At 71.2% G+C, this 14,481-nt stretch carries 11 protein-coding genes; 7 read left to right on the forward strand and 4 right to left on the reverse strand.

Annotated features, from left to right (window positions below; translation table 11 throughout):
- The first annotated feature begins 6 nt into the window (after nt 1-6).
- Nucleotides 7-816: an endonuclease/exonuclease/phosphatase family protein gene (locus tag OM98_RS07895; protein ID WP_010534068.1), complete on the forward strand. Its 810-nt coding sequence runs from the start codon at nt 7-9 to the stop codon at nt 814-816.
- Nucleotides 817-836: 20 nt separating this feature from the next.
- On the opposite strand, the gene OM98_RS07900 is transcribed toward OM98_RS07895, so the two are convergent.
- A complete protein-coding gene (locus OM98_RS07900) occupies nt 837-1,436 on the reverse strand; it encodes a uridine kinase family protein (protein WP_010534069.1) in 600 nt (199 codons plus the stop codon).
- Here OM98_RS07900 and OM98_RS07905 point away from each other — a divergent pair.
- On the forward strand, nt 1,435-2,625 hold the full coding sequence (locus tag OM98_RS07905; RefSeq protein WP_010534070.1) for an acyl-CoA dehydrogenase family protein: 1,191 nt from the start codon (nt 1,435-1,437) through the stop codon (nt 2,623-2,625). The genes OM98_RS07900 and OM98_RS07905 overlap by 2 nt on opposite strands.
- Before the next feature lie 84 nt (nt 2,626-2,709).
- Here the strand turns inward: OM98_RS07905 and OM98_RS07910 are convergent, their stop codons facing one another.
- Together OM98_RS07910 and OM98_RS07915 are read right to left on the reverse strand one after the other, a co-directional pair.
- A complete protein-coding gene (locus OM98_RS07910; protein WP_010534071.1) occupies nt 2,710-3,738 on the reverse strand; it encodes an ATP-dependent 6-phosphofructokinase in 1,029 nt (342 codons plus the stop codon).
- A 98-nt stretch (nt 3,739-3,836) separates the two neighbouring features.
- The gene (locus OM98_RS07915) at nt 3,837-5,396 is read right to left on the reverse strand and encodes a flotillin family protein (protein WP_033195119.1); all 1,560 of its coding nucleotides are present in this window, start codon (nt 5,394-5,396) and stop codon (nt 3,837-3,839) included.
- A gap of 169 nt (nt 5,397-5,565) precedes the next feature.
- Here OM98_RS07915 and OM98_RS07920 point away from each other — a divergent pair, with 169 nt between their 5' ends.
- Nucleotides 5,566-6,897 (forward strand): MFS transporter, encoded by a 1,332-nt coding sequence (locus tag OM98_RS07920; protein ID WP_029362766.1) that lies wholly within the window; start codon nt 5,566-5,568, stop codon nt 6,895-6,897.
- Between the two features lie 81 nt (nt 6,898-6,978).
- Here the strand turns inward: OM98_RS07920 and pgi are convergent, their stop codons facing one another.
- On the reverse strand, nt 6,979-8,688 hold the full coding sequence (pgi, locus tag OM98_RS07925; protein WP_050812654.1) for a glucose-6-phosphate isomerase: 1,710 nt from the start codon (nt 8,686-8,688) through the stop codon (nt 6,979-6,981).
- Between the two features lie 171 nt (nt 8,689-8,859).
- Between pgi and OM98_RS07930 the strand changes: the two genes are divergently transcribed.
- The 4 genes from OM98_RS07930 to OM98_RS07945 all read left to right on the forward strand — a co-directional run bounded on the left by OM98_RS07930 (nt 8,860) and on the right by OM98_RS07945 (nt 14,424).
- Nucleotides 8,860-10,500, forward strand: coding sequence for a peptide ABC transporter substrate-binding protein (locus OM98_RS07930; RefSeq protein ID WP_029362767.1), 1,641 nt, complete (start codon nt 8,860-8,862; stop codon nt 10,498-10,500).
- A 120-nt stretch (nt 10,501-10,620) separates the two neighbouring features.
- Nucleotides 10,621-11,550, forward strand: coding sequence for an ABC transporter permease (locus OM98_RS07935; RefSeq protein ID WP_010534076.1), 930 nt, complete (start codon nt 10,621-10,623; stop codon nt 11,548-11,550).
- The gene (locus OM98_RS07940) at nt 11,540-12,496 is read left to right on the forward strand and encodes an ABC transporter permease (RefSeq protein WP_010534077.1); all 957 of its coding nucleotides are present in this window, start codon (nt 11,540-11,542) and stop codon (nt 12,494-12,496) included. The genes OM98_RS07935 and OM98_RS07940 overlap by 11 nt, the downstream gene beginning before the upstream one ends.
- Nucleotides 12,493-14,424 (forward strand): dipeptide ABC transporter ATP-binding protein, encoded by a 1,932-nt coding sequence (locus OM98_RS07945; RefSeq protein WP_010534078.1) that lies wholly within the window; start codon nt 12,493-12,495, stop codon nt 14,422-14,424. The genes OM98_RS07940 and OM98_RS07945 overlap by 4 nt, the downstream gene beginning before the upstream one ends.
- Nucleotides 14,425-14,481: the final 57 nt, after the last annotated feature.

Consider the following 14,481-nt stretch of genomic DNA (forward strand, 5'->3'; position numbering starts at 1 on the left):
ACCGTGATGGTCCGACTGCGCGCCGCCAGCTACAACACCCACCACGGGGCCGATGCCCGCGACCGCCTCGACCTGGGGCGGACGGCGGAGACCCTGGCCGCCCTGGACGCCGACGTGATCGGCCTGCAGGAGGTCGACGTCCACTTCGGGGCGCGCTCCGGCGGGGTCGACCAGGCGGCGCGGCTGGGGGAGATGCTCGGGATGCAGGTGGCTTTCGGCGCCGCCATCGACCGTGCCGACGCCGAGGGCGGGCCGCGGCACCGCTACGGCAACGCCCTGCTGCACCGCGGCGCGATCGAGGAGCCGGCGATGCACCTGCTGGAGGGCCACCCGTCCCTGCCGGCGATGCACGAGCCGCGCGGGGTGATGAGGGCACGCCTGCCGATCCCGGGCGGCCCGGCGCTGACCGTGCTGGTCACGCACCTGGACACCGGTCACCGCGGGCACCGTGCCGCGCAGGTGCAGGGCATCCTGCGGCTGCTCGGCGAGCTGGAGGGTCCGGCGGTGCTGATGGGCGACATGAACAACGACCCGGCGGCCTCCGAGTTCGCCGCGCTCGCCGCGAGCGGCTGGCGGGAGGCGGGCGCCGAGGTGGCAGGGCGCGCCTCCGCCGGGTCGCGGCTGGGGGTGCTGGGCTCCCTGCTGCGGGCTGCCCTGCCGACCTCGGCGGCCCGTGCCACCTGGCCGGCCCGGTTCCCGCTGCGGCGGCTGGACGCGATCTGGTTGCACGGCGAGGTCCGCGCCCTGGACCTGCGGGTGGAAGACTCCCAGGCCTCCGACCACCGGCCCCTGGTGGCGACCCTCGGCCTCGGCTGAGTCCGCTCGGTCGCAAGGGATCAGCCGGTCGCGACGACGTGGGTCGCGGCCTCCCGCGGGGCGAAGCGCTCGGCGAAGTCCCGTACGTTGGGCACCCACACCTCGCGCCACAGCCGGTCGCGGTCGCGGCCCAGCGCATGGTCGCGGACCATCCCGCGCTCCGCGGCGGTGGCCGGGTCGAGCTCGCACCACACCCGCAGGTCCAGCTCCGCCAGCACCTCCGGGTGGAACAGGCCGATCAGGTCCACCACCAGCAGGCGACCCGTCGGCACCGGTTCGGGCTCCCCGAGCGCGCGGACCCCCCCCCGGTCGAAGCGCCGGAAGCTCGCTGGACGGCGTTCCCGGAAGGGGCGCAGCACCGTGTAGCGCAGCCGCACCCGCTCCACGCCGGCCCAGTCGGGGGAGCGGTGGTGGGAGCGGACCGGATCAACGAAGTCGTCGCCCCGCATCCGCACGGCGCCGCCGACCTGCTCCGCCAGGTCCCGGGCCAGGGTCGACTTGCCCGCGCCTCCCGCGAGGTCGCCCCCGGGGTCGATGCGGGGGACCCGTGCCCGCTGGGAACAGGCGGCGGGTTCTGCATCATCGCGGGAGTCTACGAGCTCGGCATAGCGTAGGGGCATGAGCATCGAGCACGAGCTGTTTCCCGAGGACCTGCTGGCCACGTTCCGCGACCGCGCACCCGGCCACGACCGGGACAACACCTTTCCCGAGCAGGACCTCGCGGACCTCCGCGCCGCCGGCTACCTCGGCCTGCTGGCGCCCGCCGACCTCGGCGGTCGCGGGGCGAGCCTGCTCGAGGCCGGGCGGGTGCAGCGGCGCCTCGCCCAGGCCGCACCTGCCACCGCGCTGGCGATGAACATGCACCTGGTCGTCACCGGCGCCGCCCTGCACGCCCACCGCCTCGGCGTGCAGGCCGCCCGGACGATCCTCGCCGAGGCCGCACAGGGCACCCTGTTCGCCTTCGGCATCTCCGAGGCCGGCAACGAGGCGATGCTCTTCGACTCCTCGACCGTCGCCGAGGACGATGGCGCGGGCGGCCACCGCCTGAGCGGCACCAAGATCTTCACCTCCCTCGCCCCGGTCTGGGACCGGCTCGTCGTGCACGGACGAGTCGATCGTGGTGAGGAGGAGCCGGAGCTGGTCTTCGGCACCCTCGAGCGCAGCGAGCAGGTGGAGGTGAAGAACGACTGGGACACCCACGGCATGCGCGGCACCCAGTCCCGCACCACCCGCCTGCACGGCGCCCACCTGCCCGCCGAGCGGGTGATCACCCGGACCCCCATCGGCCCGAACCGCGATCCCTTCCCGATGGGGATCTTCGGCGTCTTCGAGCTGCTGCTCGCCTCGGTCTACATCGGCATCGCCGAGCGAGCGGTCACCGTGGGCTGCGAGATCGCCCGTACCCGCCGCAGCGTCACGCGCGGCCTGGTCCACGCCGACGACCCCGACATCCGCCGCCGCCTCGCCGAGGCCGCGATCGGGATCGACGGCTCCGTGCTGCAGATCGAGGCGGTGCTCGCCGACCTCGACGCCCTCGGGACGGGCGAGACCGGCCCCGGCCTCACCGACCACGGGGCGCGCTGGTTCCTGCAGTTCTCCGGGGTCAAGCACCGCTCCACCGAGGCGGCCATCGCCGCGGTCGACCAGGTGCTGCGGGCCAGCGGCGGCGCCCACTTCTTCCGCCGCAGCGAGTTGGAGCGGCTCTCCCGCGACGTCCGCGCCGGGCTCTACCACCCCTCGGACGCCGAATCGGTGCAGGCCTCCTACGCCCGCGCGCTGCTCGGGGAGATCGGGGAGGACCGCGGCTGATCCGCCGGACGACCCGGCCCGACCACGAGGCGCCCCGCTCCCCGAGCGGGGAACGGGGCGCCTCGGCGGGGCGGGGGAGCGGGCTCAGCCGAAGAGCGTGAGCGCCTCCTCCCAGCGGGCCTCGCTGACCTTCTTCGGGTTGCCGATCGCGTCGGTGAGGGGCACGTCCACGATGTCGGTGCCCTCCAGCGCCACCATCCGGCCGAAGTCGCGACGATGCACCAGGCGCACCGCGGCGGAGCCGAGGCGGGTGGCCAGCACCCGGTCGTAGGCGCTGGGCTCGCCGCCGCGCTGGATGTGGCCGAGCACGGTGGCGCGGGACTCCACGCCGGTGCGCTGCTCGATGACGGGGGCCAGGGCCTCGGCGACGCCCCCGAAGCGGGGCCGGCCGAACTCGTCGAGCTCGTAGTCCATGAAGCCCTCGGGGGCGTCCTTGGGCACGAAGCCCTCGGCGACGACGACCAGCGGGGCGCGGCCGCGGTCGTAGGCCGAGCGCACCTGCTCGCAGATCTCGTCGATGGTCAGCGGGAACTCGGGAATGCAGATGACGTGCGCGCCCGCGGCCATGCCCGAGTGCAGGGCGATCCAGCCCACCGAGCGGCCCATCACCTCGGCCACCATGCAGCGGTGGTGGGAGTCGCCGGTGATGCGCAGCCGGTCCAGCGAGTCGGTGGCGATCTGCACGGCGGTGTCGAAGCCGAAGGTGTAGTCGGTGGCGCCGAGGTCGTTGTCCACGGTCTTCGGCACCCCCACCACGGGGATCCCGGCCTCGAACAGGCGGTTCGCGGTGTACAGGGTGCCGTCGCCGCCGATCGCGATGATCGCGTCGATCTCGTGCTCCTCCATCTGGCGGCGCACCATGGCGGCGCCGTCCTCCCCGTCGTGGAAGGGGTTGGAGCGGGAGGTGCCCAGGATCGTGCCGCCCACCCGGGACAGGCCGCGGATGCGGCGGCGGGGGAGGGTCATCCAGTCGTCGTCGATCACGCCGCGCCAGCCGTCGCGGTAGCCGATGAACTCGTCCTCGTAGAGCTTGTCGCCGGTGAGGACGGCCGCGCGGATCACGGCGTTCAGGCCGGGGCAGTCGCCGCCGGAGGTCAGGATGCCGATCTTCATGGGGGAACGCGCTCGCTTCCAGGCAGGGGACACATCGGGACCAGCCTAGGCGGGGACGGACCTGCAGGACAGGCCCGAGGTCCCCGCCCGGGCAGGGGTCAGTCCGCGGCGGGCTCGGCGCTCGCCGAGGTCTCCGACGCGGGCTCCGCGACGGGGCTACCCGAGGAACGTTCGGCCTCCTCGCGCACGGCGCGGCCCCCGGCGGCGGCCCGCTGCAGGGTCTCCTGGAAGTCGACCCCGGTGGTGGAGCGGACCATCTCCAGCACCTGCGCGAGGCCCACGGAGATGTTCTGCCCGATCTTCGCCTCGCCGTCGGTGGAGTACACCGAGAGCTGGTCGATGTTCGCGTAGGGGGAGGCCAGCTCGTTGGCGACCGAGGGCAGCACCTCGAGCACCTGCGCCAGCACCGCGGCGTCGTTGAACTGCTTGTAGGCCTCGGCACGGGCCCGGGTGGCCTCGGCCTCCGCCTCGCCGGTGGCGAGGATCGAGGCGCCCTCGGCCTCGCCCTGGGCGCGGCGGGAGTCGGCCTGCGCCTGACCCTCCAGGCGCACCGCCTCGGCGTCCTTGGAGCGGCGCTGCAGCTCCACCTCGGCCTCGGCGCGGCCGCGGGCCTCGATGGCGTGGGCCTCGGCGTCGGCGGTGACCTTGCGGGACTCGGCGCGGTTGCGCTCGTCGGTCAGCTGCGCCTCCGAGTCCGCGACCCGGGCGTACTTCTTGGAGTCCGCGTCCTGCTGCTCGGCGTAGCGCTTGGCCTCGGCCGGCTTGTGGACCTCGGCGACGAGCTGCTTCTCGCGCAGGTCGTTGTTGCGGACCGCGATGAGCTCCTCCTGCTCGATGATCTTCTGCTGCTGGGCGGCGCGGGCCAGGGGTCCGGCGGCGTCGGCCACGGCCTGACGGGCGTCGGTCTCCTCCTTGATCTCGGCCTGGCGGATGTCGAAGGCCTGCTTCGACTCGGCCTCCTGCTGCAGGTTCACGTTCTTGGCCTGCGTGGACTCGCGGTTCGCATCGGACTCGGCGATCGCGGCGCGCTTGGCGACCAGCGCCGCCTCGGGGCGGCCCCAGTCCCGCAGGTAGGTGCCGTCGTCCTCGATCGCGGAGATCTGAAAGGTGTCGATGACCAGGCCCTGGTTGTTCATCGAGTGCTCCGCCTCGGCCTGCACCTGGTTGGCGAAGGAGGCGCGGTCACGGATGATCTGCTCGACGGTCAGGGTGCCGACCACGGCGCGCAGGGTGCCCGAGAGGATCTCCTGGGTGTAGTGGTCGATCTGCTGCTGCTGGTCCAGGAAGCGCTGGGAGGCCTTGCGGACGTCCTCGATGTTGCCGCCCACCTTCACCTGGGCGACGCCGCGCAGCCGCAGGAAGATGCCGTTCATCGAGTAGCCCTCGACCTCGACGGGGATCTGGCGGGAGCTCAGCGACAGCACGAAGGCGCGGTCGAAGATGGGGCGCACGATGGCGCGGCCGCCGATCACCACCCGGGCGCCGCCGGATTCGAGGTCGATGTCCCCGTCGGGGGTGGACTTCGCGTTGCGGCCGGTGATGATCAGGGCCTCGTTCGGCGCGGCGATGCGATAGGACCTCACCAGCACCAGCAGGAGGATCAGGAGGACGACGACGGCGACGCCCACCAGGGCGAGGATCGGGATGAGGGCTTCCATGGTCACAGTGTCCCATCCTGCGGGTGCCCTGCGTCACCCCCGGGGATCCGCATGCTGACATCAGTTCCCGGATCGCGAGACCGGGCGTAGGGTCCGGGACGTGAACGAGCAGTCCCCCCGCCCCGCCCCCTCCTCTTCCGATCCGAGTCCCGCCGGCGACCCCGGCGCCGTGGGCACCGCCGGGCACGCCCCCGCGGCGGCCCCCGCGAACACCCGCGGCCGCGTCATCGTCGCCTCGATGGTCGGCACGACCATCGAGTTCTTCGACTTCTACGCCTACGCCACCGCGGCGTCCCTGGTGTTCCCCACCCTGTTCTTCCCCGAGCAGAGCCCCACCACCCAGCTGCTGAGCTCCTTCGCCGTCTTCGGCGTCGCCTTCGTCGCCCGGCCGCTGGGCTCGGTGCTGTTCGGCCACTTCGGCGACCGCATCGGCCGCAAGCGCACCCTGGTGGCGAGCCTGCTGGTGATGGGCATCGCGACCTTCCTGATCGGCATCCTGCCGCCCGCCACCACGCCCGGCTTCTCCGTGCTCGCCCCCGCGATCCTGGTGCTGCTGCGCTTCTGCCAGGGCGTGGGCCTGGGCGGCGAGTGGTCCGGCGCCGCGCTGCTGGCCACCGAGAACGCCCCTCCGGGCAAGCGCGCCCTGTACGGCACCTTCCCGCAGCTCGGGGCCCCCATCGGCTTCATCCTCACCAACGTGCTGTTCGTGGTGCTCAGCGTGACCCTCAGCGACGAGCAGTTCATGTCCTGGGGCTGGCGCGTGCCCTTCCTGATCTCCGCCGTGCTGGTCGTGGTGGGCCTGTGGGTGCGCCTGCGGCTGATGGAGACCCCCGCCTTCCAGCGCGTCCTGGACGAGCAGCGGGTGGCCGAGGTGCCCGTGGCCCGCGTCTTCACCACCGCCTGGAAGCCGCTGGTCCTGGCCACCCTCGCGATGGTCGCCACCTACGTGCTCTTCTACATGATGACCGCGTTCCTCATGGTCGTCGGCACCACCCCGACCACCGATCCGGTGCCGGGTCTGGGCTACGAGCGCCCAGCCTTCCTGGCCATGCTGATCATCGGCGTCGTCTTCTTCGGCATCTTCACCCTGGTCTCCGGACCGCTTGCCGACCGGGTGGGCCGCCGCTCCATGCTGCTGGTGGTCACCGCCGGGATCGCCGTCTTCGGCCTGCTGCTGCAGCCGTTGATCTCTCTGGGCACCGTCGGGGTGATGGTCACGCTGATCCTCGGCTTCACCCTGATGGGCCTCACCTTCGGGCCGATGGCCGCCTTCCTGCCCGAGATGTTCGCCGCCGACGTGCGCTACACCGGCAGCGCCGTCAGCTACAACATGGCCTCCGTGATCGGAGCGGCCCCCGCGCCCTACGCGCTGATCGCCCTGTGGACCCTGCTGGACGGTTCGCTGTGGCTGGTCGGGGGGTACCTGGTGCTGGCCGCGGCGGTCACCGCGGTCGCGCTGCTGCTCGGCTCCGAGACCAAGGACGTCGACTACCTGGCCTGACCCCGCGAGCCCGCCCCCTGACGACGACGCGCCCCCGCCGGAATCCGGTGGGGGCGCGTCACGCGTGCGTCGCGGCGGCGCTCAGGCCCGGTGCGCGCGGTAGTAGCGGATCAGCTCGGCAGTGGAGGAGTCCTGCTCCTCGATGGCCTGCTCGTCGCCGGCGACGGCGGGGGCGAGCTCCTTGGCGAGCTGCTTGCCCAGCTCCACGCCCCACTGGTCGAAGGAGTTGATGCCCCAGACCACGCCCTCGACGAAGGTGATGTGCTCGTACAGGGCGATCAGCTGGCCCAGCACCGAGGGGGTCAGCGCGGGCGCCATGATCGAGGTGGAGGGGCGGTCCCCGGAGAACTCGCGGGCGGCGACCAGTGCGCCCTCGGTGCCCTCGGCGCGCACCTCCTCGGCGGTCTTGCCGAAGGCCAGCGCCTTGGACTGGGCGAAGAAGTTCGCCAGGAACAGCTCGTGCACGTCCTGCTCGCCGTCGGTGAGCGGCCGGGTGGGGGTCGCGAAGGCGATGAAGTCGGCCGGGATGATTCGGGTGCCCTGGTGGATGAGCTGGTAGAAGGCGTGCTGCCCGTTGGTGCCGGGCTCGCCCCAGAACACCTCGCCGGTCTCGGTGACCACGGTCGAGCCGTCCCAGCGGACCGACTTGCCGTTGGACTCCATCGTGAGCTGCTGGAGGTAGGCGGGGAAGCGGTGCAGGTACTGGGAGTAGGGGAGCACCGCGTGGGTCTCCGCCTCCAGGAAGTTCACGTTCCAGATGTTCAGCAGGCCCATCAGCAGCGGCACGTTGGACTCGGCCGGTGCGGTGCGGAAGTGCTCGTCCATCGCGTGGAAGCCGGCCAGCAGCTCCTCGAAGACCTCCGGTCCGAGCACGGTGGCCAGCACGGTGCCGATCGCGGAGTCCACCGAGTAGCGTCCGCCCACCCAGTTCCAGAAGCCGAAGGCGTTGTCCGGGTCGATGCCGAACTCCTCGACCTTGTCCAGGGCGGTGGAGACGGCCACGAAGTGCTTGGCGACGGCCTCGTTCTCCTGCTCGCGGGTGAGCCCCGCGTTCTCGCGCAGGCCCTGCAGCAGCCACTGCCGCACCAGGCGGGCGTTGGTGATGGTCTCCAGGGTGGTGAAGGTCTTGGAGGCGACGATCACCAGGGTGGTCTCGGGGTCGAGGTCCGCGGTGGTCTCGTAGGCGTCGGTGGGGTCGATGTTGGAGATGAAGCGGGCCTCCAGGCCCTCCTGGGCGAGCGGCTTCAGCGCCTCGTAGACCATCACGGGGCCGAGGTCGGAGCCGCCGATGCCGATGTTCACCACGGTGCGGATCGGCTTGCCGGTCACGCCGGTCCACTCGCCGGAGCGGACCTGACGGGCGAAGGCGTAGATCTTCTCCAGGGTGGCGTGCACGTCGGCGTCGACGTCCTGGCCGTCGACCTCGAGGGCGGGGGAGGTCCCGGCCGGGCGGCGCAGCGCGGTGTGCAGCACGGCGCGGTCCTCGGTGGTGTTGATGTGCTCGCCCGCGAACATGGCGTCGCGGCGGTCGGTGAGGCCCACCTGCTCGGCGAGCTGCAGCAGCAGCTCCTGGGTGCGGGGGGTGATGAGGTTCTTGGAGAGGTCCACGTGGAGGTCCGCGGCGTCGTGCGTGAAGCGGGCGGCGCGCTCGGGGTCCTCGGCGAACCACTCGCGCAGGGAGCCGGTCATCTCGGCGTCGTGGGCGTCCAGTGCCTCCCAGGCGGCGGTGGTCGTCGGATCCACCGGGGCGGTGTCGGGGGCGGTCTCAGCTGCAGTGCTCGATGAGGTCATCCCCCCATTGAACACCCCGTACCGGGCGCCCGCGAGGGCCGACCGCCCTGCGACCGAGACAGAAGTGTTATCACCAGATGGATATCCGTTGACATGTAAGCGGGCACACTGTCAGTCACGGTTCCGGCGACGACTGCCGGGTTCCCGCACCAGCCACTCACAGGAGACCCCATGGCTATTTCGCGACGTTCGATGATGCTCGGCACCGCCGCCACCGGCGCAGCCGCCGTCACCCTGGCCGCCTGCGGCGGAGATTCGGAGAGCGGTTCCGGCGGAGGCGGCGGCGATGCCGTCATCCTCGCCAACACCACCGAGCCCGAGAACCCCCTGATCCCGACCAACACGGGTGAGGTCGGCGGCGGCCGCATCGTCACCGCCATCTTCGCCGGCCTGGTGTACTACACCGCCGAGGGAGAGGCCGAGATGGAGCTCGCCGAGTCCATCGAGTCCGAGGACTTCCAGAACTGGACCATCACCCTGCGCGAGGGTCTGACCTACTCCGACGGCGAGACCCCCGTGACCGCCCAGGACTTCGTCAACGCCTGGAACTACGGCGCCAACGCCGCCAACGCCCAGATCGGCCAGTACTTCTTCGAGCCCTTCGAGGGCTACGACGAGCTCTCCGCCGAGGACGTCGCCGCCGATGCGACCCTCTCCGGCCTCGAGGTCGTCGACGACCTCACCTTCACCGCCCGTCTGGTCTCCGCGCAGTCGGACTTCCCGACCCGCCTGGGCTACTCGGCGTACATGCCGCTGCCCCCCGTCGCCTTCGACGACATGGAGGCCTACGGCGAGGCGCCGCTCTCGAACGGCCCCTACATGCTCGACTCCTGGACCCACGACCAGGAGATCGTCCTGGTCCCGAACGAGAACTACGACGGCGGCCGCACGGTCGAGAACGACGGCGTCACCTTCGTCGTCTACGCCGACCCGGAGACGATGTACAACGACCTGCTCTCCGACAACGTCGACGTGGTCGACCAGATCCCGAACTCGGCCCTGCAGACCTTCGAGGACGAGCTCGGCGACCGCGCCGTCAACGAGCCGGGCGCCGTGTTCCAGTCGATGACCCTGCCGGGCTACGACCCCAACTTCGAGGGCGAGGCCGGCGAGCTGCGCCGTCGGGCCATCTCCCGCGCCATCGACCGCGCGTCGATCTGCGAGAACCTGTTCTTCGGCACCCGCACCCCGGCCACCGACTTCGTCTCCCCGGTGATCCCCGGCGGCGGGGCCACCGACCTGGAGGGCGCCGAGGTCTTCGAGTTCGACGAGGCCGAGGCCCAGGACCTCTGGTCGCAGGCCGAGGACATCCAGGCCTTCGAGGGCCCGCTGGAGCTGGCCTACAACTCGGACGGCCCCCACCAGGAGTGGGTCGAGGCCGTCTGCAACTCCCTGAGCAACGTGCTCGGGATCGAGGCCAACCCGGTGCCCTTCGCCCAGTTCGGCGAGATGCGCGAGCAGATCCGCATGCGTGAGCTGCTGGGCACCTGGCGCTCCGGCTGGCAGGCCGACTACCCCTCGATGTACAACTTCCTCGGCCCGCTCTACGGTTCCGCCGCCGCCGACGGCAACGGCTCCAACGACGGTGACTACAAGAACGAGGAGTTCGACCAGCTGCTGGCCGAGGGTCTCGCCACCGAGGACGAGGACGAGCGCATCTCGATCTGGAAGGACGCCCAGGAGCTCCTGGTGCGCGACCTCCCGGTGGTGCCCCTGTGGTACCAGAACTCCATCGGCGCCTACTCCACCGCGGTCAGCGACGTGCAGTTCGGCTGGGACACCGTTCCGCTCTACCACCAGATCACCAAGTGATCGCCTGACCCGTCTCGACAGCGGGAACCGGATCTTCTCCGGTTCCCGCTGTCGTCCGCGTGGCCACGACCCACGCGACCCCGGGGTCCCGGCCCCACTCCGACTGCGAAAGAGACCCACGTGATCTGGTACATCGGGCGGCGCCTGCTGCAGATGATCCCGGTCTTCCTCGGCGCGACACTGCTCGTGTACGGGATGACCTTCCTGACCGGCGGAAATCCGATCGACACCCTGGCGGGGGACAAGCCCATCTCGCCGGCCGTGCGCACTCAGCTCGAGGCGCAGTTCAACCTCGACCGGCCCTTCATCGTGCAGTGGCTGCTGTACCTCAAGGGCGTGCTGACGTTCGACTTCGGGGTCGGCTTCAACGGCCGCCCGATCATCGACCAGATCGCCGCCGCCTTCCCCGCCACCGCGAAGCTCGCGATCATCGCCGTGGTGGTCGAGACCATCTTCGGCGTCGCGGCCGGTGTGCTCGCGGGCCTGCGCAAGGGCACCGTCATCGACACCACCCTGCTGATGCTCTCGCTGCTGGTGATCGCCGTGCCGACCTTCGTGATCGGCTTCGTGGTGCAGTTCTTCCTCGGCGTCCGCCTGGACCTGATCACGATCAACGTGGGCCGCGATCCGAGCTGGATCAACCTGCTGCCCCCGGGGATCGTGCTGGGCGCGGTCTCCTTCGCCTACGTACTGCGCCTGACCCGCACCTCGGTGGCCGAGACCATGACGGCGGACCACGTGCGCACCGCCACCGCCAAGGGCCTCTCCCGCGGCGGCGTGGTCTCCAAGCACATCCTGCGCAACTCCCTGATCCCCGTGGTCACCTTCATCGGCGCCGACCTCGGCATGCTGATGGGCGGCGCCATCGTCACGGAGAACATCTTCAACATCCCCGGGATCGGCACCCTGCTGTTCGACTCGATCCGGGACAACGAAGCGCCGATGGTCGTCACCCTGGTGACCCTGCTGGTGATCGTCTTCCTGGTCTCCAACCTCATCGTGGACCTGCTCTACGCCGCGCTCGACCCGAGGATCCGCTATGCGAAGTGACACCCGCCCCGCCCTGAGGCCCCGTGCCGAGCACTGGGTCGCGCCGCTGGAGGAGACCCCGCTGCGCGAGGTCGACGCCGCCGACAGCAGCACCACACCCCGTTCCCTGTGGGCCGAGGCCTGGCACAACCTGCGCCGCAACCCCGTCTTCCTGATCTCGGCCGTGCTGATCCTGTTCGTACTGTTCGTGGCCGCGTTCCCGCAGCTGTTCACCGACCAGGACCCGCGCTACGGCAACCTGGCGCAGGCCCGCCAGGACCCGAGCGCCGAGCACCCCTTCGGCACCACCGTCCAGGGCTACGACATCCTCTCCCGCACGGTCTGGGGAGCCCGCACCTCGGTGACCATCGGCTTCCTCGCGATGATCGGCACCACCCTCATCGGCATGGTGATGGGCTCGCTGGCCGGCTACCTCGGCGGCTGGGTCGACGAGGTCATCTCCCGCATCACCGACATCTTCTTCGCGCTCCCGCTGGTGCTCGGTGCCATCGTGATCGCCACCCGTCTGGGGTCGATGACGATGCCGATCGTGGTGCTGGTGATCTGCCTGTTCGGCTGGACCAACATCGCCCGCATCATGCGCGGCGCGGTGCTGTCGACGAAGACGCAGGACTACGTGATGGCCTCGACCGCGCTGGGTGCGAGCTCGACCACGAACCTGCTGCGCCACGTGATCCCCAACGCGATCGCCCCGGTGATCGTCACGGCCACCGTGAACCTGGGCGTCTTCATCGTCGCCGAGGCGACCCTGTCCTTCCTCGGCGTGGGCCTGCCCTCGACCTCCGTGTCCTGGGGCGGGGACATCTCCGCGGCCCGCAGCGCCCTGCGCACCCAGCCGATGATGCTGTTCTACCCCTCCATGGCCCTCGCCATCACCGTGCTGAGCTTCATCATGCTCGGCGACGCGGTGCGCGACGCCCTGGACCCGAAGGCGAGGAAGCGATGACCGCCCAGCCCACCACCGAGCGCCCCGGCGCCGCCTCCGGCCCGGCCCAGCCGCTGCTGGAGATCAAGGACCTCGAGATCACCTTCACCACCTCCACCGGTCCGGTCCAGGGTGTGCGCAAGGCCGACCTCGAGGTGTACCCGGGCGAGACCGTCGCGATCGTGGGGGAGTCCGGCTCGGGCAAGTCCACCACCGCGATGAGCATCGCCCACCTGCTGCCCAAGAACGGCACTGTCACCGGCGGGCAGATCCTCTTCGAGGGTCGGGACATCACCCACGTCTCCGAGCGGCAGATCCGCACCCTGCGCGGCGACCAGCTCGGCCTGGTCCCGCAGGACCCGATGAGCAACCTCAACCCCATGTGGAAGGTGGGCAGCCAGCTCACCGAGGCGCTCGCCGCCAACGGGATCGCCAAGGGCTCCGCCGCCAAGCGCCGCTCCGTGGAGCTGCTCGAGGAGGCCGGCCTGTCCGACGCGGAGCGCCGCGCCCGGCAGTACCCGCACGAGTACTCCGGCGGCATGAAGCAGCGCGCCCTGATCGCGATGGGCCTCGCCGCACGACCGAAGCTGCTGGTGGCCGACGAGCCCACCAGCGCGCTGGACGTGACCGTGCAGCAGCAGATTCTCGACCACCTCGACGGGCTCACCCAGGAGCTCGGGGTGGCGGTGCTGCTGATCACCCACGACCTGGGCCTGGCCGCCGAGCGCGCCCAGCACCTCGTCGTCATGTACAAGGGGCAGGTCGTGGAGTCCGGCCCCGCGTTGGAGCTGCTGCAGAACCCGCAGCACCCGTACACCCAGCGCCTGATCGCGGCGGCCCCCTCCCTGGCGTCCCGCCGCATGGAGTCCGCCCGTGAGGCGGCCCCGGCCCACCCGCGGCCGCACAGGGTGTCCGAGCCGTTGGTGACCGTCACCGAGCGCGAAGCCGACACTGCCGCCCCGGCGGATCCGACGCCGTCCGGCGAGCAGGACGGTCACGGCCCCGAGTTCGGCTACGGCCCGGTGAACCCCGAGGCCGCGATCCAGGTCCAGAACCTGACCAAGGTCTTCCCCCTGCGCGGCGCCGTCCCCTGGAAGACCACGCCCTTCACCGCGGTGGACGACGTCTCCTTCGAGTTGGCCCGCGGCACCACCACGGCCATCGTGGGGGAGTCCGGCTCCGGCAAGTCCACCGTCGCCCAGATGGTGCTGCGTCTGCTGTCGCCCACCCAGGGCCGGGTGCTCATCGACGCCAAGGACGTCACCGAGTACCGCGGTGCGGACCTGAAGGCGCTGCGCCGCCGCGTGCAGCCGATCTTCCAGAACCCCTACGGCACGCTCGACCCGATGTACTCGATCTACCGCACGATCGAGGAGCCGCTGCGCCTGCACGGCATCGGCGACGCGAAGAGCCGCGAGGCGAAGGTCCGCGACCTGCTGGACAAGGTGGCGCTGCCCGCCGACATGATGCGCCGCTTCCCCAACGAGCTCTCCGGCGGCCAGCGCCAGCGCATCGCGATCGCGCGGGCCCTGGCCCTGGACCCCGAGATCGTGGTCTGCGACGAGGCGGTCTCCGCCCTCGACGTGCTGGTCCAGGACCAGGTGCTGCACCTGCTCAACGACCTGCAGGCCGAGCTGGGGCTGTCCTACCTGTTCATCACCCACGACCTCGCCGTGGTGCGCCAGATCGCCGACAACACCCTGGTCATGGAGCAGGGCAAGGTCGTCGAGCAGGGCACCACCGACCAGGTGTTCCAGGACCCGCAGCAGGACTACACCAAGCGCCTGCTGGCGGCGATCCCCGGCGGCAGCATCCAGCTCGCAGGCGCCGAGATCCTTGACGTCGAGGCCCCGGAGGGCCCCGGGGTCGAGGCCGAGGCGGTCCACCCCGAGCAGGTCCACGGCGACGACGACCCGGGCGAGCGCTTCCAGCGCCCCGACCCGGTCTGATCCCCGCCCCGTCCGACCCCGCTCTCCCTGCCACCCCGGACCCCCGTCACTTTCGTG

The organism is Brachybacterium squillarum M-6-3 (genome assembly GCF_000225825.1).
GTDB classification, from domain to species: Bacteria; Actinomycetota; Actinomycetes; order Actinomycetales; family Dermabacteraceae; genus Brachybacterium; species Brachybacterium squillarum.